The sequence below is a fragment of the Roseibium sediminicola genome, assembly GCF_023156505.1.
Classification (GTDB): domain Bacteria; phylum Pseudomonadota; class Alphaproteobacteria; order Rhizobiales; family Stappiaceae; genus Roseibium; species Roseibium sediminicola.
Genome location: NZ_JALNMJ010000008.1, coordinates 132,635 through 159,507, shown reverse-complemented (window position 1 = coordinate 159,507; position 26,873 = coordinate 132,635). Strand labels below are relative to the sequence as shown.

Genomic DNA, 26,873 nt, shown 5'->3' with positions numbered 1-26,873 from the left:
AGCCCGGCACAAGCCGGGCTCCTTTTCGTCAAATCGGCGCTGATCAGGACGGCTGGGGTTCCATGCCGCCGCTGGCTTCGTCGCCGCCGCGTTTGGCACCGGCGGTCGGAACCGCGGAGGACCGTCCGACCGGCTGGTCGTCGTCGGTGTCGCGCACCGGTGGCTTGCCCTTGAGGAGATCCTTGATCTCGTCGCCCGAAAGCGTCTCGTATTCGAGCAGCCCCTTGGCGATCGAATGCAGCTCGTCCTCATGGTCGCCCAGGATTTTCTTGGCAGTCTCATAGCCCTGGTTGACGAAGGACTTGATTTCCGCGTCGACGATCTTCTGGGTTTCGTCGGAGACATGCTGGTTCTTGGCAACCGAGTGGCCCAGGAAAACCTCTTCCTGGTTTTCGCCATAAAGCAGCGGACCGAGCTTGTCGGACATGCCGAACTGTGTCGCCATTGCGCGAGCCAGCTTGGTGGCCATCTGGATGTCACCGGACGCGCCGGACGTGACTTTCTCGTAGCCGAAGATCATTTCCTCGGCGACACGCCCCCCCATGGCAACGGCCAGATCGGCCTTGCACTTGGCACGAGTCAGGGACACCTGGTCCTTCTCCGGCAGGCGCATGACCATGCCGAGCGCGCGACCGCGCGGGATGATCGTCGCCTTGTGGATCGGGTCGGAGGCTTCCTGATGCAGGGCGACCAGAGCATGACCGGCTTCATGATAGGCGGTCAGTTTCTTTTCTTCCTCGGTCATCACCAGGGTGCGGCGCTCCGCGCCCATCATGACCTTGTCCTTTGCGTCCTCGAATTCGGCCATGGTGACCAGACGCTTCGACCGGCGGGCGGCCAGCAGCGCGGCTTCATTGACGAGGTTCATCAGGTCGGCACCGGAGAAGCCCGGGGTGCCGCGCGCGAGCGTCCTGACGTCGACATCCGGCGCCAGCGGCACCTTGCGCATATGCACCTTCAGGATCTTCTCGCGACCGGTGATGTCCGGGTTCGGCACGACGATCTGGCGGTCGAAACGGCCCGGACGCAGCAGCGCCGGATCGAGAACGTCCGGACGGTTGGTGGCAGCGATGATGATGATGCCTTCATTCGGCTCAAAACCATCCATCTCCACCAGCAGCTGGTTCAGGGTCTGCTCGCGTTCATCGTTGCCGCCGCCGAGACCGGCGCCGCGGTGACGGCCGACCGCATCGATTTCATCGATGAAGATGATGCAGGGCGCGTTCTTCTTGGCCTGTTCGAACATGTCGCGGACACGGGACGCGCCGACACCGACGAACATTTCCACGAAATCCGAACCGGAAATGGTGAAGAATGGCACATTGGCCTCACCGGCCACCGCACGGGCGGTCAGCGTCTTACCTGTGCCCGGAGGGCCAACCAGCAGCACGCCGCGCGGAATGCGGCCGCCGAGGCGCTGGAATTTCTGCGGGTCGCGCAGGAATTCGACGATTTCCTGGAGGTCTTCCTTGGCTTCGTCGATGCCGGCGACGTCCTCGAAGGTCACGCGGCCATGGGCTTCCGTCAGAAGCTTGGCCTTGGACTTGCCGAAGCCCATCGCCTTGCCGCCGGAGCCTTGCATCTGGCGCATCACGAAGATCCAGATGCCGAGAATGATCAGCATCGGCAGCCATGAGAACAGGGCGCCCAGAAGCGGCGAGCTTTCCGCCGGCGGCCGGGCGTTCACCAGGACGCCTTTCGAGCGCAGCTCGGGCACATATTGCGCCCCGTCCGGCGCATAGGTCTGGAAGGCACCGCCGCTGTTGTAGATGCCGGTGATCTTCTGTTCCTGGATTGTTACGGATCTGACTTCGCCATTATCGACCTGCTTCATGAAGTCCGAATAGGCAATGTCATTGGTCGCACCATGCTGTGCCGGGCTCTGAAACAGCTGGAACAGGGCGATCAGCAGCAATGCGATGATCACCCAAAGAGCAAAGTTGCGAAAATGTGCGTTCATTTCGTTTCCTTAACCGCCCAACGCGACTTAACTCACGCGGTCTCTTTTCGTTACAGCGAACATAGGTCGCCGAAAGGCCGCTGCCAAGGCGGTGCGCCATAGTTGCGCAGATGCGCTGACTATTTTGTTAAGCCCGGACCTCTATCAGAACTTCCCCACGGGGAAAACTCTAGTTTTCTCCAGGGCCGTTCCCATCGTCTACATAGTTACCGGGCAATTTAGCTTGGAATGGCAGGCGCTCCAATTCCAATTCCTGAAAACTGCGGGAAGTGCTTAGGTCGATATCGGTAGACAGGAAGGGAACCAGCAGCACATCCCCACCCGTCCACACAACCGGCGCGCAGTGAAAGGCTGCTTTTGGCCAGCCCGTCGGCCAATCGACCTGTTTCGACGTGAGCGGCGCCGCGATCATCGGTCCGAGACAAAGACTTTGCGGTTCACCGCTCTCCAGAGGTTGGGGCACCACATAGCTGTAGCGATCGTCCCAGATGCCACTGCCGCTCAGGCCGGACAGTGTTTCAGGCGGTCTGCGTCCCGGCTCTTTCCAGCAGGTGAGCACCGAGGGTCCGCCATCGAACATCGCGCCGCACAGCGTCAGCCGGCACGGCCGGTCGCCGGCAAGCATCCTGTCCAGGCCGGCAAGATTGCGCAGCCTGGGGCGCGGCGCCTGGCCGGTCACCCGGGACATCATCCAGGACAACATCCTCAGCCGGAGCTCTTCGGGCAGGGAGCGGAAGACCAGACGGTCCAGTTTCAGAGGCCCGGCCGGGTGCTCGACAAGATGTTTTTGCATCAGATCGTGCAGAATCGCATCCAGCGCCTCGTCCGCCCGGCGCATATTTGCAGCCGTCCCGGCAAGCCGGTCCGCGGTCAAGCCTTCCTGCGCCAGATGCGGCAAGAGCTGTCGCAGCCGGCTGCGCTTGTATTTCCTGTCGCGGTTGCTCGGATCGGTACACCAGGTCAGGCCGCGCGCGCGAAGACTTGACTCAAGTGCGTGTTTCGAAACGGACAGAAGCGGCCGCACCAGCCGCAGGCCTTCCGGTCCGTCCAGCTCATCCGCCGCCATGGCGCTCAAGCCTGCGACCCCGCTGCCGCGGGTCAGTCTGTCCAGAAAGGTCTCGGCCTGGTCGTCCAGATGATGGGCGAGCAGCAGCGCCTCCGCGCCGGTGTCCTTCATATGCGCCGCCATCAGCCGGTACCGGGCGCGGCGCGCCTCTTCCTGCACATTGCTGGCAGGCTTGGGACCGGACCAGTGCAAAACCGCGCTGGACAGGCCGAGGTCTTTCGCCGTGGCGGCGACAAAGTCAGCCTCGGCGGCGCTTTCCGTCCGCAGGCCATGATCGACCGTAAGGATGTCGATCCGGCCGGGCCAGGCCCGGCGCGTTTGCCATTCGGCCAGGAGCACCATCAGACACAGAGAATCGGCACCGCCCGAGACGGCGACAGCCAGTTGGGAAAAGGATTTCAGCCGGGAAAAGAGAAAATCGACGTGATCGTCCGGGAGCCCGTCAGGCTCGACCGGATTGTCAGGAACATTGGGCACGGCGGCGTTCATCCCGGGCCTGGGTCAGAACGGCGGGCGCGGCATTCGGAAACTTGTTCAGGAGTTCGGAAAACGTGGCGCAGGCTGCCTCGGCTTCCCCCAGGCCGCGCAATGACATGCCGAGCTTCAGGAGACTGTCCGGGCTTTTTTCGTTACCGGGATGCTTGGTGTAGGTCTTCAGGAAGGCATCGGCCGCTTCGCGGTAATTCTGCTGGGCCAGCAGGCTTTCGCCGAGCCAGTATTGCGCATTGGCCGTAAGCTGGTCGTCCGGGTAATTTTCCAGGAAGGTTCTGAAGCCGTGCTCTGCCCCGGCATAATCCCCGTTGACCGCGAGGGAATAGGCTTCGTTGTAGTCCGTCTGCGGATCGCCGCTGCCGATGATGCCGGCAATCTGGTCGTCGTCAGTGGCAAGGCCCGGGTCCTGTGAGAACGTGTCGCCGGTGCCCGGCACGTTTTCAAGCCCGTTGGCCAGCGCCGACAGGTCGATCGGACCGTCCGTCGGCAGGCCATTCTCGTAGCCGCCAGACTGGTCCCAATTAGCATCGCCGGATCCGTCCGCGGGCAGCTGGGCGAGCTCGCCGCCCGGTGCCACCAGGCTCCCCGACTGCGGCACGCCATTGGCGTCGAGGCCCGGGGCGCCCGACCCGGGCGCGATGTCGGACCGTTTGCCCGGGGTTCCCCCTTCCAGCTGCTGGAAGCGGTATTCGTTGTCTTCCTGCATGCGGCGCATCTGGTCCTGCATTTCCCGCAGCTGGAACGACAATTGTTCGATCTGGCCGGTGAGCGCCCGGATCCGTTCTTCCAGCTGACTGATGCGCACGGCGGATTCGTCGTTGCGGCGGCCAAACAACTGGGCTTCGGACGGTGTGGCCGCGGCGATCATGACAATCGCCAGAACGAGACCTGCCAGTCCCTTGAAAATGTGCATTCGTTCCTCCGGTTCGGAAACTCCGTGAACGCCTTGCCCACGGTTCCTTCCGCATGAAGTCTTATCATGACCGGCTATCTACTCAAGTGCAGAAGAGCGCTCCGACTTCGGCCAAATTTTGACGTTTCCGAATGAAAACGAAACGTTTTTGGCACGCCCAATGCCAATCCTGCCGTCATTATTCCGAACGCGGCACAGCGAAGATCCGGGGTCGGGGCGCCAGAGGCCCGCGGAAAGAGCGCACTTCACGACACAGAGATTTCTGGCTCCCCGGGCCCGGCTCGCGCTGGCCTGGCCGGGAAGACACACTGAAGGACTGAACAAAAAAGGCCGGGCTGTTTGCCCGGCCTTCTTCTGCACTGAGTTTTGACGTCAGTTCGTGGCGTTGTTCAGGACCGTCACGGCGCGGCGGTTCTGGGACCAGCAGCTGTTGTCGTTACAGACCGCGACCGGCCGTTCCTTGCCGTAGGATATCGTCCGGATCCGGGAGGCATTGACGCCCTGCGACACCAGATAGTCGCGGGCGGCCTGGGCGCGCCGCGCGCCAAGCGCGATGTTGTACTGGCGCGTGCCGCGCTCGTCCGCATGGCCTTCGACGGTGATCGTGTATTGCGAATACTTGTTCAGCCACTGTGCCTGTTTGGCAAGGGTTGACTGGCCCTGCCCGTTCAGCACGGACTGGTCTTCCTCGAAGAACACCCGGTCGCCGACATTGACCACGAAGTCCTGGCCGGTACCTGGTTTCACATTGCCCACCGGCCCATCGGTCCGTGTCTGGGCACAGGCCGCCAAAAACAGCACGGCAAAACAGACCGCGATCCAACGCGCGCCGGCCACCGCATTTACTCGTTTAAACATTCCAGTCTCCTAAACCCCAGCCCGCAAACCCTGGTTCCGGACCACCCGGTTCTTGGTAAACGCTTTCTAGCCAAAACCGGTAAAAAACGTCTTTTCAAAGATGGTAAGCGAAATCTTAACACGGCGCCCGATGCGCCGTGTCCCCGTTTTCGAAATTCTAGTCGATCAGCGGCGACCAGGACGGGTCCGATGCAAAGGCGGGCGTTGCCAGCCGCTGCTCGTTGTACCCGGTCAGGTCGACCGTCCAGACCTGCGGACCGCCATTGGCGCCCGGCGTGTCGCGGAAAAACACCAGAACACGGCCGTTGGGCGACCAGGCAGGACCTTCATTGTGATAGCCCTCGGTCAGGATCCGCTCGCCCTTGCCGTCCGGCCGCATGACGCCGATCATGAACCGGCCCTGATGCTGTTTGGTGAAGGCGATCAGATCGCCGCGCGGCGACCAGACAGGTGTGGAATAGCGGCCGGGCCCGAAGGAAATCCGCTGCGCCTCACCACCGCCCGCGCTCATCACGTAGAGCTGCTGGGTGCCGCCACGGTCGCTCTCGAAGACGATCCGGGCGCCGTCCGGCGAATAGGACGGGCTGGTGTCGATCGCCGCCGTGTTGGTCAGACGCGTGGTCCGGCGCGAGCGCAGGTCCATCTTGAAGATGTTCGCATTGCCGCCCTGCTGCAGGCTCATGACAACGCTCTGACCGTCCGGCGAGAACCGGGGCGCGAAGGTCATGCCCGGGAAATTGCCGACGATTTCGCGCTGGCCGGTTTCGATGTTGAGAAGATAGACGCTCGGATCGGCCCCGCCATAGGACATGTAGGTGATTTCCTGGCTGGTCGGCGAGAAGCGCGGCGTCAGCACGAGATCGTCGCCCCGGGTCAGGTAACGCACATTGGCGCCGTCCTGGTCCATGATCGCCAGTTTCTTGACCCGTTTGTCCTTCGGACCGGTTTCATCGACAAATACGATGCGGGTGTCGAAATAGCCCTTTTCACCGGTCAGGCGCTCATAGATCGCGTCGGCGATGATATGCGCCAGGCGGCGCCAGTTTTCCGGCGTGGTGTAGAATTGCTGCCCCAGCATCTGTTCGGACGCGAACACGTCCCAAAGGCGGAACTCGGCTTTGAGACGCCCATCCGGCTGCTTGATCACCGTTCCGGTCACCAGCGCCTGGGCGCTGATCTGGCGCCAGTCGCCGAAGCGCGGCGTCGAATTCACACTCATGTTCTTCTGGATGAAGCTGGCCGGATCCAGCGGCCGGAACAGGCCGGAGCGCTTCAGGTCGGCGGCGATGACATTGGTCATGTCGCTGGCCAGCTTGCTGTCGCCGCCTTCGGCGGAAAAGGAGGGCAGCGCGATCGGCAGCGGTTCGATATTGCCCTGGGTGATGTCGATTTCGACCAGCGCCGCGGCCGGCTGCACTGAAAAGACAGCCAGGATCGCGGCGACAAAAGCGAGCCCCAGCGCCTTTCGGCCTGCAAGAACAGAAAGTCTTTTGAAAATTCCGCGCATGAGCAAAACAGCTCCCTTATCGACTTGGGTCCGGTTCGACCGGACTATCCCCCGAGCATCTCCCTCGGGTCAAAATTGATGATCACTTCCTGCCATGCCTCATACTTGGCAATGGGCAGAGAATATGGCTGGCAGCGCATGATTGCACGTGTCGCACTGCTTGCGGCGGCCGAGAACGCCGGGTTGCCGCTGGAATTCAGGATCTCGGGTGCGCCCGTGACCTCCCCGTTCTGGGACAGGTTGAAGCGCACGCGCACCTTCAGGTCTTCCGCGCCGACGGCGCCGACGGGCGGGTTCCAGCACTGGGAGACCTGGCCCCGCAGGGCGTCCAGTTCCGACTGGGTCATGCGGATGTTCTGCGCACCGCTGCGCGAGCCGAGCGACGCCGGTTGCTCAGAGGCGTTGCCGGCCTGTTTCGCAGGATCCGTCTTGTTGAGGAGGGCCGCGATCGTTTCCGTGTCGAGATTCTCTCTTGGCGGTTCCGGCGTCCGGCGCGGCGGCGTCGGCTTTGAGCGCGGGGCCACACTGGTGATGATCGGCTGTGGCGCGGGGGCCGCTTGCTGCTGCGGCGCAGGTTCCGGGGCCGGTTCCGGCTCGGCGGCCGGCGCGGGTTCCGCGGCCGGTGCCGGTGCGGGTGCCGGCTCGGGCTCTGCCACAACAGGGGCAGGCTCTGGTTCCGGAGCGGGCGCGGGCGCAGGCGTCGGAGCCGGAGCAGGTGTCGGCGGCGTCGGCTGCTGAACCTGGCTGTCGCCCGGCTTCTCCGCGGGCTCAGGCGGCTCCTCCGCCGGTGTCTCGCTCGGCTGAACGGCGGCGACATCGCGTATTTCGGCGGTTTTCTCGCCAAGGCGCAACTGCGTGAATTCCTCGACCGGGATCAGGTCGACCGGCAGGGATTCCACCTGCGGCACGGTAAAGCTCTCCGCGTCCGGAAAGGCGATCAAGCCCCAGAGCAGGAGGGCCGAATGACCGGCCAAAGACGCGATGAGACCAGCGCGCATGACGCTTTACGAGTCCCGTTCTTCCAGAGTGACCAGACCGAGCCGCTTGAACCCGGCCGCGCTTATCCGGCCCATGAGACGCATCATGGTGCCGTAATCCGCATCCTGATCGCCGCGCACATAGATGCGTTCCTCGTAGCCGTTCTCGGCAATCGCCTCGAGTTTCGGCACGATTTCCTCGATCGTGATCGGCGTATCCTGAATGAAAATCTCACCGGCGGAATTCACCGAGATCGTGATCGGCTCCGTGTCGCCTTCCAGCGCCTTGGCGCGCGTCTCGGGCAGATCGATCGGCACGCCGACCGTCAGCAGCGGCGCGGCAACCATGAAGATGATCAGGAGCACCAGCATGACGTCCACGAAGGGCGTCACGTTGATTTCGCTCATCGGCGCATGCCGCCGCCGGCGCCGTCCGCGGCGCCCGCCTGCTTGCCCGGAACCGACCTGCATGGCCATGGTCAGCCCCTCTCGTCGATCTGGCGCGACAGGATGGCCGAGAATTCATCGGCAAAGCCTTCCATCCGGGCCACGGCCTTGGCGACATCATTGTTGAACTTGTTGTAGGCGATCACGGCCGGGATCGCGGCGAGCAGCCCCAGCGCTGTTGCGAACAGGGCTTCGGCAATGCCCGGCGCGACCACGGCCAGGTTGGTGCTTTCCGACGCGGCAATCGCCTGGAACGCCGTCATGATGCCCCAGACCGTGCCGAACAGGCCGATGAACGGCGCCGACGATCCGACGGTTGCCAGGATCAGCAGCCGGTTTTCAAGCCGCTCGGCCTCGCGCTGGATGGTGACATCCATCACCCGGTCGATACGCTGCTGCAGGCTGCCGATTGCCGGGCGCGCGCCTTCATGGCTGCGCTTCCACTCGCGCATGGCCGCCACGAACAGCGCCGCCATGGAATGGTTCACCCGGTTGTGCAGCGTGTTGTAGAGCTCTTCCAGAGACTGGCCGGACCAGAACACGGTCTCGAACCGGTTCATCTGCCGCCTTGTGCGGCCGACCAGCATGACTTTGTCGACAATAATCGCCCAGCACCAGATCGAGGCGCTGAGCAAGCCAAGCATCACGATCTTGACGACGATATGTGCCTGCCAGAACAGCGCAAAAAACGAAATGCCGCCGTCCGGCGCTCCCAATGTCGATTCGACAAGTGTTTCCATAAGTTCAATGACCCCTGGGTCGGCTGCCGCGGAATGCGTTCAAGGTTCAAAAACGGCAGCGAGGAACCGGAATCGCTCGACCGGTTCTTATGACCAGTCGCCTCTCTGACGTTTGAATTTGTCAAAACTGGGACGTTTCCTGCTGAAGAAAGCCCCACACTAAAGGAATCAATTAAGGTTACTGCAAGATTAACGTCGAATTTTGTTTTGAAAGTATTTTACGTCCGTCAAGCGGCCTGCCCGCCATTTAAGCGGGCAAGGTCTTCAATTGTCGGAACTTTCTCCCGGTGCATGGCTCAGAAGTTTTTCCGATAGCATCGGCGGCAGCCGTGTCGGACGCCCTTCGGACGTGATCACCGCAACGGTCACCGCGGCGGAGACCAGCAATTCGTCGCCCCGGTGGATCAGCTGGTCGAGCCGGATTCGCGCGCCCTTGTATTCGGCCAGGCTGGTATGCACCTCGAGGACGTCGTCGATCCGGGCCGGTTTCTGGAAATCCAGCGTCATCGAGCGGACGGCGAAAGCCAGTGTGGCGCCGTGGGTGCCGGCGGCCATCTCCGCGTGATGGATGCCCATCAGGCGCAGGAAGTCGGAGCGGGCCCGCTCGAAGAAACGCACATAGGCGCCGTGATAGACGATCCCGGTAAAGTCGGTGTCCTCGTAATAGACCCTGACGGGGAGAACATGCCCCCCCTCTTCCAGGCGCCCCGACAGATCCGGCCAGTCAGACATGATGAAATCCCGTTTCAAGACAAGAAAAGGCCGCCCGGTCTTACGACCGGACGGCCCGACTGTTCCATACCTATGAGCGCGGTCAGGCGGCCGCAACCTCGGAGAGGAATTTCTCGACGGAAGCGCGCAATTGTTCGGCCTGCTGCTTCATCTCGATCGTCGCCGTCAGCATGTCGCCGACCGCCTGCGAGTTTTCCGCAACGCCTTCATTGAGCGAGGCCACCGTGTTGGCGACGCTGCGCGTGCCTTCTGCGGCTTCGGCAACGTTGCGCGAGATCTCGCCGGTCGCCGCCCCCTGCTGCTGAACAGCATCGGAGATAGTGGCCGTGTAGGAATTGACCTCCTCAACCGATTCCGACACCCGGGCGATCTCGTCGACCGCTTCGGTGGTGGACGCCTGGATCGCCGCGATCTGGGCGGAAATCTCTTCGGTTGCCTTGGCGGTCTGCCCCGCCAGCGACTTCACCTCCGACGCAACGACCGCGAAACCCTTGCCGGCATCGCCGGCACGAGCCGCTTCGATGGTCGCGTTCAGCGCCAGCAGATTGGTCTGTTCAGCAATCTCGGAGATCAGAGACACCACATCGCCGATCTTGTTGGCAGCTTCCGCAAGGCCGGAAATCTTGGAATTGGAGCTCTGCGCCGCGGTCGTGGTCTGGGCCACGATGGAGGCCGTCGTCTCGACCTGCCGCGAGATTTCCGAAATGGAGGCGTTCAGCTCCTCGGTGGCCGAGGCCACCGCCTGGACGTTGGAGGAAGCGTTTTCGGAGGTGGACACCGCCGTCCGGCCCTGCTCGGAAGCCGACGCAGAGCGCTGGTTGAGCGCGGAGGAGACATCCTCGACCCGGGCGATGTTGGTTTCCACCAGTTCGAGCACGGTCTGGGATTCGGCCCGGAAGGCGGCAATCAGCGAATCGATCAGCTTCTCGCGTTTTTCGCGGGCAATGTGACCCACCTTGCGTTCCGACGCCAGGCGTTCGCGCTCGACCGAATTGTCCTTGAAGACCTCGATGCATCTTGCCATGCGGCCGATCTCGTCATGCCGCTCAGTCGCCTCAACCGCAACCTCCAGGTCGCCGTCGGCGATCTTGCGAGCTGCCTCGGACAGACGCTCCATCGGAGCGAACATGCGCCGGGTCACCCACCAGATAAGGCCGACGATCGGCACCAGGCAGAGGAAACCGGAAATGACCGCACCGTAGGTGATCCGGTCCGCGGCAGCGGACAGTTCCGTCTGTTTCACCGCGGCAATCACACCAAAGGGCGCGCCGATAAAGGTGTTGCTGGCTTCAGCGAACCGGTAGACACCATCGTCGAGCTGGATCAGGCGATCATCTACCCGGATATCGGTCATGGCATGGACGGCGGCAGCCTCTCCGCCATCGCCGAGCTGAACCAGTTTACCGGCCGCATCTTCGAGAAAAACCTGCTCGCTTTCGCCAAGCCCGGTCTTTTCGTTCAGGAGCACCGCCAGGTGCTTCATGTCGACGGTGAAGGCGACCGCACCGAAGAACCGGTCGAGATAGAACACCGGCGCGGCAAGCACCGCCGTAACACTGCCGTCGTCGGAGGTCACAAAACCGGAGGAATAGATCTGCCCCCCGGCCAGCGTTTCCGCCTTCGAAGCTGCGAACAGCTTGCCCATGGCAATCTGGACCGGGTTACCCGCGATTTGCGCATCGTCCACGTGGAAACCGAATTCAGGCCCCTTGCGGTAGGTGTAGGTGATGAAGCCTTCCGGATTGGCGAGCGCCGCGTCCGAGAACAGACCCTGGCCGATCAGATCCTGATAGATCGGATGCACGACCTTGTGGTTGTTCACGTAATAGTTGGATTCCGCAGGCTCGACCAGGAGATGCCGTTCGTTCGGGTGCGGATTGTCGTCGACAAAGATCTTGCGCAAAAGCGCCGTCTGGCCTTCTTTCAGGTTTTTCCAGCCGACCATGGTCTTCATCAGGCTGTCCTTGGCCCCTTCCAGGGTGACAAAGAAGGCCGCGCTGTCCTTGACCTGCCCAAGCGACAGCTCAAGCACCTTCTGCTTCGCCTTGGTCGCGCTCTGCAGTCCGGCATCCGCCTGGCCGTTGGCCACATCCCGGGAAATGATTGAAGTCACGGTTACGATGGCAACGCACATTGTCAGTGCGCCCGCCAGAAACATCAGAGCCAGTTTAGAAGAAAGCCGCTTCCGCATGGTGTCCCCCACATAGTTAACGGGACAATAGGCGCGGATTCGCCAATAAATGCTTAATCGCTCAACAAGCCTGGCCAGTTTTTACGAGGCGGTCTTTTATTTGCTCTACGGAAGCCTAATCACTGTCTGAAAACAAACCCATTTGCGGCGCGTCCGGCCGTGCCGGCGCCGCCAGGCCGAGATGCTCGAACGCCATCGGGGTCAGGATGCGGCCGCGCGGGGTCCGCTGCAGGAAACCGTTCTGGATCAGATAGGGTTCGACAATCTCTTCGATGGCGTCCCGCGGCTCCGAAAGCGCCGCGGCGATGGTTTCGATGCCGACCGGGCCGCCGCCGAAATTGACGGCGATCTGATTGAGATAACGCCGGTCGAGACTGTCGAGGCCAGCGCCGTCGACTTCCAGCTGCAACAGCGCCTTGTCGGCCAGCGCCCGGTCGACCCGTTCGGCGCCGTCGAAAACGGCAAAGTCGCGCACCCGCCTGAGCAGGCGGCCGGCGATGCGCGGCGTGCCGCGCGAGCGCTTGGCAATCTCGCGGGCCCCGTCTTCCGCCATGCCGATGCCGAGAATCGAGGCGCCGCGCTTGACGATATGTTCCAGCTCCGGGACCGTATAGAATTGCAGCCGCACCGGAATGCCGAACCGGTCGCGCAGCGGCGTCGTCAAGAGGCCGAGCCGGGTCGTCGCCGCCACCAAGGTGAATTTGGCCAGGTCGATCTTGACCGAACGTGCCGCCGGGCCTTCGCCGATGATCAGGTCGAGCTGGAAATCCTCCATTGCCGGATAAAGCACTTCCTCAACCGCCGGATTGAGCCGGTGGATCTCGTCAATGAAGAGCACGTCACGCTCTTCCAGATTGGTCAAAAGCGCCGCCAGATCGCCGGCCTTGGCGATCACGGGCCCGGACGTTGCACGAAAATTGACGCCAAGCTCACGCGCCATGATCTGGGCCAGCGTGGTCTTGCCGAGGCCCGGAGGCCCGACGAACAGGACATGATCGAGCGCCTCGCCCCGTGCCTTGGCCGCGCCGATGAAAACCTTCAGATTGGCGCGCGCCTGGGCCTGGCCGACAAAATCGTCCAGCGCCTGGGGGCGCATGGTGCTGTCGATTTCATCGCCGCGGATCTCCGGCGTCACGATACGGCTGTCATCAGACATAACTTACGACCACAAACAGAAGCACCAGAAGCCCCAGGGAATAGGCCACACGAAGCGCATAGAATTTCTTGTACTGGCGCAGCACGAACGGATCGTCCGTCTCGATTCGCCGGCCATTCATCGAGAACGGCCGATCACCCACTGCCTGGCTGAACCGGTGATCGAGATACATGATACCGCCGAGACCAAGCGTCACAAAGACAATCGCGATGACGGCGTAGGTCACGGCGATCATGCCGACAATTCCTTAAGCCCCAGGCGGATCAACTGTTCCGTGGTTGCCTCCTCGCCGGCGGATTGCATTGCCTTGGCCACCGCCGCGCTTGCTTGCGCCTGGGCATAGCCGAGGTTGGTCAATGCCGAGACGGCCTCGGCAACCGGCCGTGCGGCCACGTTGTCGGCCACATTCTGCGAGACGGCAATCGTGCCGGCATCGACCGTCGCAAGACCCGGCGCCTTGTCCTTCAGTTCGGCGACGATGCGTTCGGCAACGCGCTTGCCGACCCCGGGCGCCCGCGTGATCACCGCCTTGTCGCCAAGTGCGATGGCATTGGCGACTTCGCTCGCCTTCAGGATCCCAAGAATGCCGAGCGCGACCTTGGCGCCGACGCCCTGCACGGTCATCAGGATGCGGAACCATTCACGCTCCGCCTCGGCGGCAAAGCCGTAAAGCCGGATCATGTCCTCGCGCACAATGGTCTCGATGAAGAGCACCGCCGCTTCACCGGCCCGTGGCAGCCCTTGCAGGATACGTGAGGGGCAATGGACCTGATAGCCGACGCCGTGCACGTCGAGGATCACGTGATCCTCGCCATAGCTGTCGACCGTGCCTTTGAGTTTTCCGATCATGCAACACCCATTGCAGCCAGCCGCGCTGTCCCGCTCGCCCGGTGCTGGGCATGGCAGATGGCGATCGCCAGCGCGTCCGCGGCGTCGTCCGAGTTGAAGGTCGCCCGTGGCATCAGAACCTTGACCATCGCCCGGATCTGTTCCTTTTCCGCATGGCCTGTGCCAACCACGGTCTTCTTGACCAGGTTCGGCGCATATTCGGCCACCGGCAGACCGGCAAGCGAGGGCACCAGAAGCGCGATGCCGCGGGCCTGCCCCAGTTTCAGCGTTGCTCCGGCATCCTTGTTGACGAACGTGTGCTCGACCGCCGCCTCGGCCGGATCGAAGCCGCGCACAACCTCGCTGAGGCCGTCATGAAGCTGCACCAGCCGCTCGGCCAAGCTCTTCTTGTTGTCGGAGGTCACGGTGCCGGAGGCAATGAAGGACAGCCTGTTGCCGGCCGCCTCGATCATGCCCCAGCCGGTGCGCCGCAGACCCGGGTCGATGCCCAGCAATCGAATCGCATGTGTCATGGAACAAATCGGTAACAAAACTTCCCCGTTGACGCCAGCCAAAGCGCGGCTTACCACCGGAAAGCCTGTCCATAACATGCCAGAACGGCAGGTCTCGCCGGCACTCCAAGGCCTATCCCACGCTCGGCCGGCCGCCTCACCATCGGGCGGAGCCCTCGTCCAGCCGCACACCCGAAAGCCCATGTTCGACATCTTCAGCTCGTTTCCGCCCTATCTTCTTGTCTTTCTCGCGGCTGTCCTGTTCGTGGCGGGCTTCGTGCGTGGCTTTTCCGGATTTGGCGCAGCGATGATCTTCATGCCGGTGGCAACCAGCGTCATGGTGCCGTCAACGGCGGCGGCCGCGTTCCTGTTCGTTGACGGCATCGTCGCGCTGCCGCTTGTCATCCGGGCGTTCCGGATCTGCAACTGGTCGACGGTCCTGCCGGCGGTGCTCGGCTCGATCGTGTTCGTGCAACTGGGGGCATGGCTGTTGGCAACCTCGGACGTGCTTGTCCTCAGATGGGCGATCTTCATCATCGTCACCGGCCTGTTGCTGCTGCTGATTTCCGGTTGGCGCTACCAGAGCAAGCCCACCAAGCCGGTCTCCTTCGGCGTCGGTGCGGTCGCCGGCATTCTCGGCGGCGTATCCCAGGTCGGCGGTCCGCCCGTGGTCGCCTTCTGGCTCTCCAGCGCAAGGGAACCCGCGATTGTCCGCGCAAACCTGATCGTCTTCTTCGCGCTGGCCAGCATCGGCACGTTCGTCGCCTACACCCTGAACGGCTTCTTCACGCTCGAAGTCCTGCACCTTTTGGTGATGGCCATCCCGGTCTATGCGCTGGCGATTTTCCTCGGCTCCAACGGCTTCAAAAAGGCCGATCCCGGTCTTTACCGCAAACTGGCCTACGGCCTGATTGCCCTCGCCGCCCTCAGCAGCATGCCGGCCCTGGATTCCCTGTTCCGGTAGTCTTGGATTTATCAGTCAGAGCGTTTCACGGTGTCAACCGATGACACCGGAAGCTTTTCCTGCCACTTGGCGCATTTGTCCGCCATCAACCGGTTGAGCTCGGCCTCAAACTCCTCCCGGCTTTCCGAAGCTTGCGCAAGAATGCTCAGCGCCACTATTGCCGCGTCGGCAGCCTCCTCACGCACGTCGGCCAGGTCGTGCCCCTTGTATTCACTGCCCGGTGCCTTGGTCACCGACAGAACCGCCTGCGCCAGTTCCCCGGCCTCCTCGGCCAGTTTCAACGCCCGCTCCTGCAAGGTCTTCGGGTCTTTTTGAGTCAGGTCGTAGATGTTGAACATACCGGTCTCCACGAGGGTGAATTTTTCTCTGCCCCTCTCGATCGTCATCCCGGACGCAGCGCAGCGAAGATCCGGGACCGGGGAGCCGAGGTCTCTGGTTTACCGTTCCGGCAAGCACTTCTGGCTCCCCGGTCCCGGCTCGCGCTGCGCTTGGCCGGGATGACGAAGGAGAGGGCGTTCAAGCAAACAAAAACCCCGGCCGGGCCGGGGTTTTCAATTGAGGTGATCCTTCAAGGGATCAGGACGCAAGCGCCGCCATGGTGTCTTCGTCGACATCGAAATTGGTGTAGACGTTCTGGACGTCGTCGTCGTCTTCGATCATGTCGATCAGCTTCATCAGCGTCTGGGCCTTGTCCGCGTCGACCGGCGTCAGGTTCTGCGGCTTCCAGATGATGTTGGTGCTGTCCGCTTCGCCCAGTGCGCTTTCGAGCGCGGTGGAGACGTCGTTCAGGTCTTCAAAGGCGGTGTAGATAGTATGACCGCTTTCGTCGGACTGGACGTCTTCGGCACCGGCCTCGATGGCTGCTTCCAGAACCGCGTCCGCTTCACCGGCTTCCGGCTTGTAGACGATCTCGCCGACCCGGTCGAACATGAAGGACACCGAGCCGGTTTCACCCAGGGAGCCGCCGCATTTGGTGAAATAGGAGCGGATGTTGGAGGCCGTGCGGTTGCGGTTGTCGGTCAGCGCCTCGACGACCACGGCAACACCCGCCGGGCCGTAGCCTTCGTAGCGGATCTCTTCGTAGTTCTCGCCATCGCCGGTCTGCGACTTGTTAATCGCGCGCTGGATGTTGTCCTTCGGCATGGACTGGGCTTTGGCGTTCTGGACGGCCAGACGCAGGCGCGGGTTGGAGTCCGGATCCGGGTCGCCCATCTTGGCGGCGACGGTGATTTCCTTGGACAGTTTGGAGAACATCTTGGAACGGGCCGCGTCCTGGCGGCCTTTGCGGTGCATGATGTTCTTGAATTTTGAATGGCCTGCCATGGCTCTTCTCGGTTCTCTGCGGATGATGTCGGTCAAAAACTGCGCCGCTTATAGGCAAGTTGGCAGCGAAAATCCAGTTCGGTGAATTTCTCGAGTGATGCCCTCAAGAACCGCCGTTCCAGAACGGCGGCACCACCGGCTCCAGCCGACCGCCGATCCGCAGCGGTGCGATCCGCTCCGCCAGACCCGTGCGGTCGTCCGTTTCGATGGCGACGCCGCAGACGGTCGGATCGCCGGAAGCCGGCGTGAACCGCGAGCCCGGGATCTTGCGCTGGAACCGGTTGACCGGTTCTTCCTTTTCCATGCCGAGCACGCTGTCATAGGCACCGCACATGCCGGCATCCGACATATAGGCCGTGCCGTTTTCCAGGATCTGGTGATCGGCAGTCGGCACATGGGTATGCGTGCCCACGACAAGGCTCACTCGGCCGTCGAGGAAATGCGCCATGGCCTGTTTTTCGCTGGTGGCTTCCGCGTGCACATCGACGATGATGGCGTCGGCGACATCCCCGAGCGGGCAATCATTGACCGCCCTGTCGATGGCGGCGAAGGGATCGTCGAGCGAATCCATGAACACCCGGCCCATGACATTGGCGACCATCACCCTTGCGCCGTTGCGCGCCGTATAAAGATGCGCGCCCCGGCCGGGCGTGCCGGCCGGATAGTTCACCGGCCGCAGCAGGCGGTCCTGGCGTTCGATATAGACAAGCGTGTCGCGCTGGTCCCAGACATGGTTGCCCGTTGTCACCACATCGGCGCCCGCGTCCAGCACATCCTGGAGAATGGCCTCGGTGATGCCGAAGCCGGCAGCGGCGTTTTCGCCGTTCACAATCACGAAATCCAGCTGGTTGTCTTCCACCAGACCGGGCAATTCCTCAATGGCGGCGGTCCGGCCGACGCGGCCGACCAGATCGCCCAGAAACAAAATACGCATTCGTCCCCTCGGACATCAGCCGAACGCGCGATAGCCACGTTCGGTCAGGATTCCAGTCAAGGGCTTGTCATGCGCTTCCACGGGCACGCGGTCAACCTCCTGGATCGCAAAGGCAAGGCCGATACGCAGAACCGGGCCGGTTTTTTCAAGGCTGGCGATGGCATTGTCGTAGAACGCCCTGCCATAGCCGATGCGGTTGCCCTGGCTGTCGAAACCGGCCAGCGGCATCAGCAGCACGTCCGGTCGCAGCTCTTCGGCCTCTGGTCCAGGCTCCATGCAGCCGAAGCCGGCCGGCACCAGCTCCGTGTCCCGGTCCAGGCGCCGGAAAATCAGGTTGGGCCCAACCATCACCGGCAGGCACAGGGCATGGCCCTTCTGACGCAACCGGTCCAGAAGCGGTCTGGCGTCGATCTCGTCCCGGATCGGCCAGAACCCGGACACCATGGCACCACCGGGCAAGGGCAGATCGTCGGCGTGATCGACCAGCTGCAGGCTGCGTTCGATACGGTCGGTCACCGGCATGGCGCTCCGGCGCGCAAGCACGTCCTTGCGCAGCGCCGCTTTTTCATCTGCGGGTGAAAGGAGATCGGTCATGGGCCCTCAAAATGTTTCACTACGGCCCGCGTCCTGAAAAAGGAACGCGCGGCCGCCCGACCGTTGGATCTGCAATCCCGGAGAACCTACAATGTAGGTGGGCGCCGTATGCAACGGACCACGGCCCAGAGCAGGGACAGCTCCCGAAGGAATGCGTAAGGCCCCGGGGATAATGTTCCTGACGTATCGGGCAGCCGCAAGTACCGCATATAATCCGGCCTTGCCGCAATTACCAGAGCGGCATGGATTTCGTCACAAACGAATTCGAAAGAGACTTGGCAGCAAATTGGATGCCTAAGAGACGTCCGACGCCTTCAGGCTCCTGGACAGGCTGTCGGCGAGGCTTTCGATGCGGGCGGCCGCGGTGTTGACGGCCCTTGAAAGCTCTTCCTCGTTCTGGCTCATGTCGTCGAGGGCGGCGACCTGCTGTTTTTTCGCCTCCGCCAGATCCTCTTCCAGACGGGCGACCTTGCGTTCGAGTTCAGACACCTGGTCGGTGGCCATGATGCCGGCCATGACCGTCAGGCGCTGGTCGCCGATTTCGCCGAAGGCGCCGCGCAATTCGTTGATCCAGCCGTCGAAGCGGGCGGCCAACCCCTGGAGACGCTCTTCCTCGCCATCGTCGCAGGCCATGCGGAAGGATTTGCCGTTGATGGTGACCGTGATCTGAGCCATGTGCGCCTATCCTCCGTGCGCGTCGAGCACGCTGCGAATGGTTTCCATGGCTGAGACAAGACGTCGCGAAACATCACGGTTGGCTTCTTCCAGCCGTGAGGCGCGGGCTTGGCTTTCATCGAGGGAGGCGGCAAGCTGGGAGCGGTCTTCCCCCATTCTTTGCAAATCGTCCTGCATGGCATTGAGGGACCGGTCCGCGTCCATGCGTCTTTGCACAGCGGTTTCCAGCTGGCCGACAGCCTGATCCAGGCGTCTTACCGCATCAGCAAGGCTGGTCTTTTCCATGCAGTCGATTTCCGCCATTAATTACGTTGTCCCAAGTGTTTTTGCGGCGGCCCGCCCATCCTTTTCAAGCATCAGACTGGAGATTTGGCGCTTTCACCCTGACGTCTCGTGCATAAATCTTGTGCAAACAGAACCGTGGTCCGCAGTGCATGCATGACGGCGAAAAAGCAAATCTTTATCAGGGCGTCGAGCTTAGGCACCGCAACTTCTCCCAGTCAATGCCGCCATTGGCAGAATCCTCAACCTTCTAACCCGTGGCCGGAAATTTTCTTCCCCAAACAGAAGACTTCGTGATGGGTGCTGCTTTGTTGACTCGGGTGCGGTTCCTGATATTTGTCTGGCGCCTGATCGAAATTGACGATAGTTAACTTTTGAGCAACGTACCTCAAATCTACCTGAACGAGCGTTCTGCTCGGATCAAGGGGCTCCAAAGCAAGCAACGGGAAGAAGATGACCGATCTTGACAAACACCAGCGCATGGCAAATGCGATCCGCTTTCTTGCCATCGATGCCGTGGAACAGGCCAAATCCGGTCATCCCGGGCTGCCGATGGGCGCTGCGGATATCGCAACGGTGCTGTTTACCGAATTCCTGAAATTCGACCCGACGGCGCCGAACTGGTCCGACCGGGACCGGTTTGTCCTGTCCGCCGGTCACGGCTCCATGCTGCTTTACAGCCTGCTGTACCTGCTCGGCTATGAAGACTTCTCCCTTGAAGAGATCAAGAATTTCCGCCAGCTCGGCGCGCGCACGGCCGGCCACCCGGAATTCGGCCACGGCGCCGGCATCGAGACCACCACCGGCCCGCTCGGCCAGGGGCTCGGCAATGCCGTCGGCATGGCGATCGCCGAGCGGCTGCAATCGACACGCTTCGGCGGCGACCTTGTCGACCATTACACCTACGTTCTTGCCGGCGACGGCTGCCTGATGGAAGGCATCAGCCAGGAGGCCCTCTCGCTTGCCGGCCACCTGAAGCTGAACAAGCTGATCGTCATCTGGGACGACAACGGCATTTCCATCGACGGCAAGGTCGAGATCACCGACAGCACCGACCAGCAGGCCCGTTTCGCCGCGTCCGGCTGGAACACGCTCAGCGTCGACGGCCACGATCCGGTTGCCATTGCCGCCGCGATCCGCCAGGCCCAGGCCAGCGACCGCCCGACCCTGATCGCCGCCAAGACCACCATCGGTTTCGGCGCCCCGACCAAGGCCGGCACCGCCAAGGTGCATGGCGCCCCGCTCGGCGCAGAAGAAATTGCCGGCACCCGTGCCGCCCTCAACTGGCCTCATGAGCCGTTCGAGGTTCCGAGCGACATTCTGGACGCCTGGCGCATTGCCGGACTGCGCTCCGCCTTGGCCCACAAGGACTGGCAGAAGCGCTTCGCCGAAGCCGATGCGGAGACCCGCGCCGAATTCGAACGCCGCAACCGCGGCGACCTGCCGGCCGGTTATGCCGCTGCCATGATGGACTACAAGAAGAAGCTGGCCGAAGAGCAGCCGACCATGGCAACCCGCAAGGCTTCCGAAGCGGTGCTTGGTGTCATCAACGAGGTTGTGCCGGAAACCATCGGCGGCTCCGCCGACCTGACCGGTTCCAACAACACCAAGACCGCGCAGACCGCACCGGTCACCCCGGACGATTTCTCCGGCCGCTACATCCATTACGGCATTCGCGAACACGGCATGGCCGCGGCCATGAACGGCATCGCCCTGCATGGCGGTCTTGTACCGTACTCCGGCGGCTTCCTGATCTTCTCCGATTACTGCCGTCCGTCGATCCGCCTCGCCGCCCTGATGGGCCAGCGCGTCATTCACGTCATGACCCACGATTCCATCGGTCTTGGCGAGGACGGCCCGACCCACCAGCCGGTGGAACATTTCGCCGCTCTGCGCGCGATCCCGAACCTGAACTTCTTCCGTCCGGCCGACATCACAGAGACGCTGGAATGCTGGCAGCTGTCGCTGGAAAACCGCAACGGTCCGTCCGTGCTGGCGCTCACCCGCCAGAACCTGCCGTCCCTGCGCAAGACCTTCGAGGAAGACAATTTCTGCGCCAGGGGTGCCTATGTCTTGATCGACAGCGAAGACGATGCCGCGGTAACGATCTTCGCCTCCGGTTCGGAAGTCGAAATTGCCGCGGACGCCCATAAGGAACTGACCGAAGCCGGCATCGCCGCCCGTGTCGTCTCCGTCCCGTCCTTCGAGCTCTTCGAAGCCCAGTCCGACGACTACAAGGCTGCCGTGATCGGCACCAGCCCGGTCAAGATTGCCGTTGAAGCCGGTATCCGCATGGGTTGGGACCGCTTCATCGGCAACGACGGCGTGTTTGTCGGCATGACCGGCTTCGGCGCAAGCGCCCCCTACAAGCAGCTCTACGAGCATTTCGGCATCACCAAGGAAGCCGTTGTCGCAGCCGCCAAGGAAAAGCTCGGCGCTTAATCGAAATCAATTCCCGGCACCAAGACTTCCTCCTATGGTGCCGGGCCTTCGGGCACAAATGTGCTCATCAAGCGACCACTAGATGTGGTTTTTAAATCGGTTTAGCCTCGTGTGAGGCAAACTGAAGATTGCGGGAGTGGATTATGGTAACCAAGGTAGCAATCAACGGATTTGGACGCATCGGCCGCAACGTGCTGCGCGCCATCGTCGAATCCGGCCGCACCGACATTGAAGTCGTTGCAATCAACGATCTCGGCCCGGTCGAGACCAACGCCCATCTGCTGCGCTATGACAGCGTGCACGGCCGGTTCCCGGCAGAAGTCACCGTTGACGGCGACACCATTTCCGTGGGTGGCGGCAAGCCGATCAAGGTGACCGCGATCCGCGACCCGAAGGACCTGCCCTGGGGCGAGCTCGGCGTTGAAATCGCGATGGAATGCACCGGCATCTTCACCGCCAAGGAAAAGGCGGTGGCGCACCTGGAAGCCGGCGCCAAGCGAGTGCTCGTCTCCGCACCGGCGGACGGCGCCGACAAGACCATCGTCTATGGCGTCAACCACGATGCGCTGACAGCGGACGATCTGGTCGTCTCCAACGCCTCCTGCACCACCAACTGCCTGTCCCCGGTTGCCTATGTTCTCAACGAGACTGTCGGCATCGAAAAAGGCTTCATGACCACGATCCATTCCTATACCGGTGACCAGCCGACCCTGGACACCATGCACAAGGATCTCTACCGCGCCCGCGCCGCGGCCATGTCGATGATCCCGACCTCCACCGGCGCCGCCAAGGCCGTCGGCCTGGTGCTGCCGGACCTAGCAGGCAAGATGGACGGCGTCGCCATCCGCGTTCCGACCCCGAACGTGTCCGTGGTCGACCTCAACTTCATCGCCAAGCGCGCAACCACCGTTGAGGAAATCAACGACGCCATCCGCGCCGCCGCCAACGGCAAGCTGAAGGGCATCCTCGGCTACACCGACGAAAAGCTGGTTTCCATGGACTTCAACCATGACAGCCATTCCTCGGTCTTCCACACGGACCAGACCAAGGTCATGGACGGCACCTTCGTGCGCATCCTGTCCTGGTACGACAACGAATGGGGCTTCTCCAACCGCATGGCCGACACGGCCATCGCAATGGCGAAGCTGATCTAAACAAGACTTCTGAAGACGCCGGCCCCGGTCCGGCGTCTTTTCCCGGCCTCACCGCTGAACCTGTCTCGAATTCAACGGCCAGATATCATTTCAGGCTGACCTCCGCTAAACTTGTGATGCCAGGGTCCTGCCCCTGAGCGCGGTTCAATTTCGGAGGCACTGCCATGACCGCTCTTTTGGTCATTATCGGGTCGTTGTTCGCCGTGGGATGCCTTGTCGGCTTTTACTTCTACAGGGCCGATCTTTCTGAGGAACAGCAACGGATCCCGTCCGATCAGGACTGGGAACCGGATCTCGGCGAGCCCCCAACCGAGGCTTTCACGCACCGGGAAAAGCGGGCCGGAAAGACATGAACCGATGAGAAGAAGCTGGCAATGACCTCATTCGCTGTTCTCATTCCTCTCGTGATCCTCGTCGGGGTGGGCTTCTACGTTCTGGACCGCTCGAAGGAACGCCACAATAAGTCGCACCATCGTTGGCAGCCCGATGTTAACGCCATCAAGGCTGAAACGATAAACCTCGAAACGCCATCCGACCATTAAGCCCTCGCCTTCCGTTCCCGCATTTCCTAAGCCGTGGAGTTTACGTGCTCGAACTTCTCACCGTCATTTCGCTGACCGTTGTGGTCGCCATCGTCCCGGGTCCCGATTTCGCTGTCGTGCTGCGCAACGCGCTGATCGGCGGACGCCTCGCCGGCATCATGACCGCGCTCGGCATTGCCCTGGCGCTCGGTGTCCATGTGACCTACGCGCTGGCCGGCATCGGCCTGATCGTCTCCCAGTCGATCCTGCTCTTCAACGCGCTGAAGCTGATCGGCGCCGCCTACCTGATTTTCCTCGGCGTGACCATGTACCGGACGGCGTCGAAGGAGATGCCGTCCGGCGACGCCCTGACCGGCATGCCGCCGCTCAAGGCGCTGCGCTGGGGTTTCCTCACCAACGTGACCAATCCGAAGGCGACCATGTTCGCGCTCAGTGTGTTCCTGCAGGTCACCTCTCCGGCGACGCCGCTCTGGACCCAGATCGGCTATGGTGTGATCATGGCCGGCGGCGTCTTTCTGTGGTTCGTTCTGGTCACGATGTTTTTCACCTTGCCGGCCGTCCGGCTGCAGTTCATGCGCGCCAAACTCTGGATGGAGCGCTCTTTCGGTGTGCTGCTGACGCTGTTCGGCATCGGCATCGCCGTCACCACCAATTCGACCCGCCCCTGACGACAGGTGTTCTTCCATGGCTTTCAAAACTCTCAACGACCTGACTGACATTGCCGGCAAGCGCGTTCTGGTCCGTGTGGACCTGAACGTGCCGATGGATGGCGGCAAGGTCACCGACACAACCCGCATCGAGCGCGTCCTGCCGACCATCCGGGAACTCTCCGACAAGGGCGCCAAGGTCGTCCTGCTGGCTCATTTCGGCCGGCCGAAAGGCGAGCGGGTCGCCGACATGTCGCTGGCCCCGGTCGCCCCGGCAGTGTCCGCCCTGCTCGGCAAGCCGGTCGTCTTCGCCGATGACTGCATCGGCCCGCTTGCGGAAGATGCGGTCAACGAACTTTCCGACGGCGAGGTCCTGCTCCTGGAAAATACCCGCTACCATGCGGGCGAGGAAAAGAACGACCCGGATTTCGCCAAGGCGCTTGCCGCCAATGGCGACATCTACGTCAATGACGCCTTTTCCGCCGCGCACCGCGCTCATGGTTCCACCGAAGGCATCGCCAGATTGCTGCCCGCCTATGCCGGCCGCACGATGCAGGCCGAGCTGGAAGCGCTCGGCTCCGCCCTCGGCGAACCGGTCCGCCCCGTGCTCGCCGTGGTCGGCGGCGCCAAGGTGTCCTCCAAGATCGACCTTCTGGAAAATCTTGTCTCCAGGGTCGACATGCTGGTGATCGGCGGCGGCATGGCCAACACGTTCCTGGCGGCCCAGGGCGTCAATGTCGGCAAGTCCCTGTGCGAACACGACCTGGCCGACACCGCGAAAAAGATCATGGCCGCTGCCGACAAGGCCGGCTGCGAGATCGTGCTTCCGGCGGACGCCGTCGTCGCGAAGGAATTCAAGGCCGGCGCGGACAATGAAACCGTTGCGCTCGATGCCATCCCCGCAGACGGCATGATCCTCGATGTCGGCGCCGCCTCCATTGAAACCGTAAAAGGCAAGATCGACGCCGCCAAAACCCTGGTCTGGAACGGCCCGCTCGGTGCCTTCGAGATCGCGCCTTTTGACACGGCAACCGTCGCCGCTGCCAAGCACGCCGCGGCAAACACAAAAGCGGGCAAGCTGAACTCCGTGGCCGGCGGCGGCGACACCGTTGCCGCGCTCAACCACGCGGGCGCGGCCGACGACTTCTCCTATGTCTCGACCGCGGGCGGGGCTTTCCTGGAATGGCTCGAAGGCAAGGCGCTTCCGGGCGTCCAGGCACTCGACGCCTGATTGGCACCGGGAGGCGGATATGCTGCGTCAGTTCACCAACATCCTGACCGAGGAGGTCGCCGCGACAGCGGCCTTCTACCAACAGCTGCTTGGCCTGACGCCGCAGTTTTCCTCCGATTGGTTCGTCAATCTGGTCGATCCCGAGACGCCGGGGCTTGAACTCGGCATCCTCAACCAGACCAGCGACATCGTCCCGGCTCGCGCCCAGAAGGCGCCGGCCGGGGTCATCCTCACCTTTGTCGTCGCCGATTGCGACGCCGTCTACGAGCGCGCCCGCACCCTCAACGCGGTCATCGTCGAAGCCCCGCGCGACATGGCCTACGGCCAGAGACGCATGATCCTGCGGGATCCGGCAGGCACCTTTGTCGACATCAGTTCGCCGGTTCAGTAACGGTCCTGTGGACACATACGCCTTTCAATTAATTCGAATATCGAATTAAATAAGCTTGGTTCTTTTCGGGCAGGTCCCTGTATTTAAATTGATTTAAGCGGTCGCGAGCCTCTTTCCCTACCGGAAAATCTTGTTAGAACCACCGGGGATTGACGCACCGCAACAGTGGTGACGTGAAATTTTGATAGCGTTCACCCTGATACGCTTCACGCGACAGGATCCGGACCTTCGGGAGATACTTGATGGCACGCATTACCCTCCGCCAGCTTCTAGACCATGCCGCCGAACACGATTACGGCGTTCCGGCGTTCAACATCAACAACATGGAGCAGGCACTGGCCATCATGGCGGCAGCGGATCGAACCGATTCTCCCGTGATCATCCAGGCGTCGCGCGGCGCCCGCGCCTATGCCCATGACGTCATGCTGAAGCACATGATGGATGCGGTGGTCGAGATCTACCCGCATATTCCGGTCTGCGTCCATCTGGATCACGGCAACGCGCCGCAAACCTGCATGACCGCGATCCAGGCCGGCTTCACCTCGGTGATGATGGACGGCTCGCTCGAAGCCGACGGCAAGACCCCGGCCGACTGGGCATATAATGTCGGCGTCACCAAGACCGTGACCGACATGGCCCATCTCGGCGGCATCTCCGTCGAAGGCGAACTCGGCGTGCTCGGCTCGCTGGAAACCGGCATGGGCGACAAGGAAGACGGCCATGGCGCGGAAGGCAAGCTCAGCCACGACCAGCTGCTCACCGATCCGGAAGAGGCCGTCAAGTTCGTCAAGGAAACCAAGGTCGATGCGCTTGCCATCGCCATGGGCACCAGCCACGGCGCTTACAAGTTCACCCGTCAGCCGGATGGCGAGATCCTCGCAATGAACGTGATCGAGGAAATTCACCGTCGCCTGCCGGACACCCATCTGGTCATGCACGGCTCTTCCTCGGTGCCGCAGGATCTGCAGGACATCATCAACCAGTATGGCGGAGAAATGCCGCAGACCTGGGGTGTGCCGGTCGAGGAAATCCAGCGCGGCATCAAGAACGGCGTGCGCAAGGTCAATATCGACACCGACAACCGCATGGCCATGACCGGCCAGATCCGTCGGATCCTTTCCGAGAATCCGGGCGAATTCGATCCGCGAAAATATCTGAAGCCTGCGCGCGACGCGATGGAAAAGCTCTGCGGCGCCCGTCTTGAGGCGTTCAACACGGCCGGCCAGGCATCCAAGATCAAGAAAATCGCGACCCTGGCCGACATGGCCGCACGCTACCAGGCCGGCGAGCTGGATCCGAAAACCGCCTGATCGGC

Annotated in this window: 29 protein-coding genes and 1 other RNA gene; 9 read left to right on the top strand and 21 right to left on the bottom strand. The window is 62.3% G+C overall.

All coding sequences use genetic code 11. The annotated features are described in order from the left end of the window. Positions 1–43: 43 nt before the first annotated feature. From ftsH to ruvC, 14 genes are all read right to left on the bottom strand, one after another. Positions 44–1,960 (bottom strand): ATP-dependent zinc metalloprotease FtsH, encoded by a 1,917-nt coding sequence (gene ftsH / locus M0H32_RS13505; RefSeq protein ID WP_248154784.1) that lies wholly within the window; start codon positions 1,958–1,960, stop codon positions 44–46. A 169-nt stretch (positions 1,961–2,129) separates the two neighbouring features. After that, positions 2,130–3,503 carry a tRNA lysidine(34) synthetase TilS gene (gene tilS, locus M0H32_RS13500; protein WP_248154782.1) on the bottom strand — a complete coding sequence of 458 codons (1,374 nt, stop codon included), beginning with the start codon at positions 3,501–3,503 and terminating at the stop codon, positions 2,130–2,132. Beyond that, entirely contained in the window at positions 3,487–4,431 is a 945-nt protein-coding gene (ybgF, locus tag M0H32_RS13495; protein WP_248154780.1) for a tol-pal system protein YbgF, read from the bottom strand. The genes tilS and ybgF overlap by 17 nt, the downstream gene beginning before the upstream one ends. 372 nt (positions 4,432–4,803) lie before the next feature. Then, on the bottom strand, positions 4,804–5,289 hold the full coding sequence (gene pal, locus M0H32_RS13490) for a peptidoglycan-associated lipoprotein Pal (protein ID WP_248154778.1): 486 nt from the start codon (positions 5,287–5,289) through the stop codon (positions 4,804–4,806). A gap of 157 nt (positions 5,290–5,446) precedes the next feature. Beyond that, a complete protein-coding gene (gene tolB / locus M0H32_RS13485) occupies positions 5,447–6,796 on the bottom strand; it encodes a Tol-Pal system beta propeller repeat protein TolB (RefSeq protein WP_248154777.1) in 1,350 nt (449 codons plus the stop codon). Between the two features lie 44 nt (positions 6,797–6,840). Beyond that, the gene (locus M0H32_RS13480) at positions 6,841–7,794 is read right to left on the bottom strand and encodes a TonB C-terminal domain-containing protein (protein ID WP_248154775.1); all 954 of its coding nucleotides are present in this window, start codon (positions 7,792–7,794) and stop codon (positions 6,841–6,843) included. Between the two features lie 6 nt (positions 7,795–7,800). Further along, complete coding sequence (gene tolR, locus M0H32_RS13475; protein ID WP_248154773.1) at positions 7,801–8,250, bottom strand: protein TolR; 450 nt, start codon at positions 8,248–8,250, stop codon at positions 7,801–7,803. A gap of 2 nt (positions 8,251–8,252) precedes the next feature. Then, positions 8,253–8,960, bottom strand: coding sequence for a protein TolQ (gene tolQ / locus M0H32_RS13470; RefSeq protein ID WP_248154771.1), 708 nt, complete (start codon positions 8,958–8,960; stop codon positions 8,253–8,255). A gap of 264 nt (positions 8,961–9,224) precedes the next feature. Further along, positions 9,225–9,692 (bottom strand): tol-pal system-associated acyl-CoA thioesterase, encoded by a 468-nt coding sequence (gene ybgC, locus M0H32_RS13465; protein WP_248154768.1) that lies wholly within the window; start codon positions 9,690–9,692, stop codon positions 9,225–9,227. An 82-nt stretch (positions 9,693–9,774) separates the two neighbouring features. After that, positions 9,775–11,883 carry a methyl-accepting chemotaxis protein gene (locus M0H32_RS13460; protein WP_248154767.1) on the bottom strand — a complete coding sequence of 703 codons (2,109 nt, stop codon included), beginning with the start codon at positions 11,881–11,883 and terminating at the stop codon, positions 9,775–9,777. Positions 11,884–11,998: 115 nt separating this feature from the next. Next, positions 11,999–13,039: a Holliday junction branch migration DNA helicase RuvB gene (gene ruvB, locus M0H32_RS13455; RefSeq protein WP_248154765.1), complete on the bottom strand. Its 1,041-nt coding sequence runs from the start codon at positions 13,037–13,039 to the stop codon at positions 11,999–12,001. Further along, entirely contained in the window at positions 13,032–13,274 is a 243-nt protein-coding gene (locus M0H32_RS13450; protein WP_248154763.1) for an endonuclease, read from the bottom strand. Before M0H32_RS13450 ends, ruvB begins: the two co-directional genes overlap by 8 nt. Next, a complete protein-coding gene (ruvA, locus tag M0H32_RS13445; protein ID WP_248154762.1) occupies positions 13,271–13,888 on the bottom strand; it encodes a Holliday junction branch migration protein RuvA in 618 nt (205 codons plus the stop codon). The genes M0H32_RS13450 and ruvA overlap by 4 nt, the downstream gene beginning before the upstream one ends. Further along, positions 13,885–14,400 (bottom strand): crossover junction endodeoxyribonuclease RuvC, encoded by a 516-nt coding sequence (gene ruvC, locus M0H32_RS13440; protein ID WP_248154760.1) that lies wholly within the window; start codon positions 14,398–14,400, stop codon positions 13,885–13,887. The genes ruvA and ruvC overlap by 4 nt, the downstream gene beginning before the upstream one ends. 181 nt (positions 14,401–14,581) lie before the next feature. Here ruvC and M0H32_RS13435 point away from each other — a divergent pair, with 181 nt between their 5' ends. Further along, positions 14,582–15,343: a sulfite exporter TauE/SafE family protein gene (locus M0H32_RS13435; protein WP_248154758.1), complete on the top strand. Its 762-nt coding sequence runs from the start codon at positions 14,582–14,584 to the stop codon at positions 15,341–15,343. Positions 15,344–15,354: 11 nt separating this feature from the next. Here the strand turns inward: M0H32_RS13435 and M0H32_RS13430 are convergent, their stop codons facing one another. From M0H32_RS13430 to M0H32_RS13400, 7 genes are all read right to left on the bottom strand, one after another. Further along, the gene (locus M0H32_RS13430) at positions 15,355–15,681 is read right to left on the bottom strand and encodes a MazG-like family protein (RefSeq protein ID WP_248154756.1); all 327 of its coding nucleotides are present in this window, start codon (positions 15,679–15,681) and stop codon (positions 15,355–15,357) included. Between the two features lie 238 nt (positions 15,682–15,919). Next, positions 15,920–16,666, bottom strand: coding sequence for a YebC/PmpR family DNA-binding transcriptional regulator (locus tag M0H32_RS13425; protein ID WP_248154754.1), 747 nt, complete (start codon positions 16,664–16,666; stop codon positions 15,920–15,922). A 103-nt stretch (positions 16,667–16,769) separates the two neighbouring features. Next, positions 16,770–17,600: a TIGR00282 family metallophosphoesterase gene (locus tag M0H32_RS13420; protein WP_248154752.1), complete on the bottom strand. Its 831-nt coding sequence runs from the start codon at positions 17,598–17,600 to the stop codon at positions 16,770–16,772. Between the two features lie 15 nt (positions 17,601–17,615). Then, positions 17,616–18,194, bottom strand: a complete 579-nt coding sequence (locus tag M0H32_RS13415) for a 5-formyltetrahydrofolate cyclo-ligase (protein WP_248154750.1) — start codon at positions 18,192–18,194, stop codon at positions 17,616–17,618. Between the two features lie 45 nt (positions 18,195–18,239). Further along, positions 18,240–18,394, bottom strand: a non-coding RNA gene (gene ssrS, locus M0H32_RS13410) — 6S RNA. Between the two features lie 94 nt (positions 18,395–18,488). Beyond that, on the bottom strand, positions 18,489–18,869 hold the full coding sequence (locus tag M0H32_RS13405) for a cell division protein ZapA (protein WP_248154748.1): 381 nt from the start codon (positions 18,867–18,869) through the stop codon (positions 18,489–18,491). Between the two features lie 6 nt (positions 18,870–18,875). Beyond that, positions 18,876–19,172, bottom strand: a complete 297-nt coding sequence (locus M0H32_RS13400; RefSeq protein ID WP_248154746.1) for a DUF4164 domain-containing protein — start codon at positions 19,170–19,172, stop codon at positions 18,876–18,878. 432 nt (positions 19,173–19,604) lie between these two features. Between M0H32_RS13400 and tkt the strand changes: the two genes are divergently transcribed. From tkt to fba, 8 genes are all read left to right on the top strand, one after another. Beyond that, positions 19,605–21,593 (top strand): transketolase, encoded by a 1,989-nt coding sequence (gene tkt, locus M0H32_RS13395; RefSeq protein WP_248154744.1) that lies wholly within the window; start codon positions 19,605–19,607, stop codon positions 21,591–21,593. Between the two features lie 143 nt (positions 21,594–21,736). After that, a complete protein-coding gene (gene gap / locus M0H32_RS13390) occupies positions 21,737–22,747 on the top strand; it encodes a type I glyceraldehyde-3-phosphate dehydrogenase (protein WP_248154742.1) in 1,011 nt (336 codons plus the stop codon). 164 nt (positions 22,748–22,911) lie between these two features. Next, positions 22,912–23,100, top strand: a complete 189-nt coding sequence (locus M0H32_RS13385) for a hypothetical protein (RefSeq protein ID WP_248154739.1) — start codon at positions 22,912–22,914, stop codon at positions 23,098–23,100. Positions 23,101–23,121: 21 nt separating this feature from the next. After that, positions 23,122–23,289, top strand: coding sequence for a hypothetical protein (locus M0H32_RS13380; RefSeq protein WP_248154737.1), 168 nt, complete (start codon positions 23,122–23,124; stop codon positions 23,287–23,289). 44 nt (positions 23,290–23,333) lie between these two features. Next, complete coding sequence (locus M0H32_RS13375; RefSeq protein ID WP_248154735.1) at positions 23,334–23,957, top strand: LysE family translocator; 624 nt, start codon at positions 23,334–23,336, stop codon at positions 23,955–23,957. 16 nt (positions 23,958–23,973) lie between these two features. Beyond that, a complete protein-coding gene (locus M0H32_RS13370; RefSeq protein WP_248154733.1) occupies positions 23,974–25,167 on the top strand; it encodes a phosphoglycerate kinase in 1,194 nt (397 codons plus the stop codon). A gap of 19 nt (positions 25,168–25,186) precedes the next feature. Then, a complete protein-coding gene (locus M0H32_RS13365; protein ID WP_248154731.1) occupies positions 25,187–25,558 on the top strand; it encodes a VOC family protein in 372 nt (123 codons plus the stop codon). A gap of 242 nt (positions 25,559–25,800) precedes the next feature. Continuing rightward, entirely contained in the window at positions 25,801–26,868 is a 1,068-nt protein-coding gene (gene fba, locus M0H32_RS13360; protein WP_248154729.1) for a class II fructose-bisphosphate aldolase, read from the top strand. Positions 26,869–26,873: the final 5 nt, after the last annotated feature.

Excerpts from the sequence above, each read along its gene's own strand:
- ftsH (WP_248154784.1), bottom strand. The coding sequence starts at position 1,960 with ATGAACGCACATTTTCGCAACTTTGCTCTTTGGGTGATCATCGCATTG.
- ybgF (WP_248154780.1), bottom strand. The coding sequence starts at position 4,431 with ATGCACATTTTCAAGGGACTGGCAGGTCTCGTTCTGGCGATTGTCATG.
- pal (WP_248154778.1), bottom strand. The coding sequence starts at position 5,289 with ATGTTTAAACGAGTAAATGCGGTGGCCGGCGCGCGTTGGATCGCGGTC.
- tolB (WP_248154777.1), bottom strand. The coding sequence starts at position 6,796 with ATGCGCGGAATTTTCAAAAGACTTTCTGTTCTTGCAGGCCGAAAGGCG.
- M0H32_RS13480 (WP_248154775.1), bottom strand. The coding sequence starts at position 7,794 with ATGCGCGCTGGTCTCATCGCGTCTTTGGCCGGTCATTCGGCCCTCCTG.
- tolR (WP_248154773.1), bottom strand. The coding sequence starts at position 8,250 with ATGGCCATGCAGGTCGGTTCCGGGCAAGCAGGCGGGCGCCGCGGACGG.
- tolQ (WP_248154771.1), bottom strand. The coding sequence starts at position 8,960 with ATGGAAACACTTGTCGAATCGACATTGGGAGCGCCGGACGGCGGCATT.
- ybgC (WP_248154768.1), bottom strand. The coding sequence starts at position 9,692 with ATGTCTGACTGGCCGGATCTGTCGGGGCGCCTGGAAGAGGGGGGGCAT.
- M0H32_RS13460 (WP_248154767.1), bottom strand. The coding sequence starts at position 11,883 with ATGCGGAAGCGGCTTTCTTCTAAACTGGCTCTGATGTTTCTGGCGGGC.
- ruvB (WP_248154765.1), bottom strand. The coding sequence starts at position 13,039 with ATGTCTGATGACAGCCGTATCGTGACGCCGGAGATCCGCGGCGATGAA.
- M0H32_RS13450 (WP_248154763.1), bottom strand. The coding sequence starts at position 13,274 with ATGATCGCCGTGACCTACGCCGTCATCGCGATTGTCTTTGTGACGCTT.
- ruvA (WP_248154762.1), bottom strand. The coding sequence starts at position 13,888 with ATGATCGGAAAACTCAAAGGCACGGTCGACAGCTATGGCGAGGATCAC.
- ruvC (WP_248154760.1), bottom strand. The coding sequence starts at position 14,400 with ATGACACATGCGATTCGATTGCTGGGCATCGACCCGGGTCTGCGGCGC.
- M0H32_RS13435 (WP_248154758.1), top strand. The coding sequence starts at position 14,582 with ATGTTCGACATCTTCAGCTCGTTTCCGCCCTATCTTCTTGTCTTTCTC.
- M0H32_RS13430 (WP_248154756.1), bottom strand. The coding sequence starts at position 15,681 with ATGTTCAACATCTACGACCTGACTCAAAAAGACCCGAAGACCTTGCAG.
- M0H32_RS13425 (WP_248154754.1), bottom strand. The coding sequence starts at position 16,666 with ATGGCAGGCCATTCAAAATTCAAGAACATCATGCACCGCAAAGGCCGC.
- M0H32_RS13420 (WP_248154752.1), bottom strand. The coding sequence starts at position 17,600 with ATGCGTATTTTGTTTCTGGGCGATCTGGTCGGCCGCGTCGGCCGGACC.
- M0H32_RS13415 (WP_248154750.1), bottom strand. The coding sequence starts at position 18,194 with ATGACCGATCTCCTTTCACCCGCAGATGAAAAAGCGGCGCTGCGCAAG.
- M0H32_RS13405 (WP_248154748.1), bottom strand. The coding sequence starts at position 18,869 with ATGGCTCAGATCACGGTCACCATCAACGGCAAATCCTTCCGCATGGCC.
- M0H32_RS13400 (WP_248154746.1), bottom strand. The coding sequence starts at position 19,172 with ATGGCGGAAATCGACTGCATGGAAAAGACCAGCCTTGCTGATGCGGTA.
- tkt (WP_248154744.1), top strand. The coding sequence starts at position 19,605 with ATGACCGATCTTGACAAACACCAGCGCATGGCAAATGCGATCCGCTTT.
- gap (WP_248154742.1), top strand. The coding sequence starts at position 21,737 with ATGGTAACCAAGGTAGCAATCAACGGATTTGGACGCATCGGCCGCAAC.
- M0H32_RS13385 (WP_248154739.1), top strand. The coding sequence starts at position 22,912 with ATGACCGCTCTTTTGGTCATTATCGGGTCGTTGTTCGCCGTGGGATGC.
- M0H32_RS13380 (WP_248154737.1), top strand. The coding sequence starts at position 23,122 with ATGACCTCATTCGCTGTTCTCATTCCTCTCGTGATCCTCGTCGGGGTG.
- M0H32_RS13370 (WP_248154733.1), top strand. The coding sequence starts at position 23,974 with ATGGCTTTCAAAACTCTCAACGACCTGACTGACATTGCCGGCAAGCGC.
- M0H32_RS13365 (WP_248154731.1), top strand. The coding sequence starts at position 25,187 with ATGCTGCGTCAGTTCACCAACATCCTGACCGAGGAGGTCGCCGCGACA.
- fba (WP_248154729.1), top strand. The coding sequence starts at position 25,801 with ATGGCACGCATTACCCTCCGCCAGCTTCTAGACCATGCCGCCGAACAC.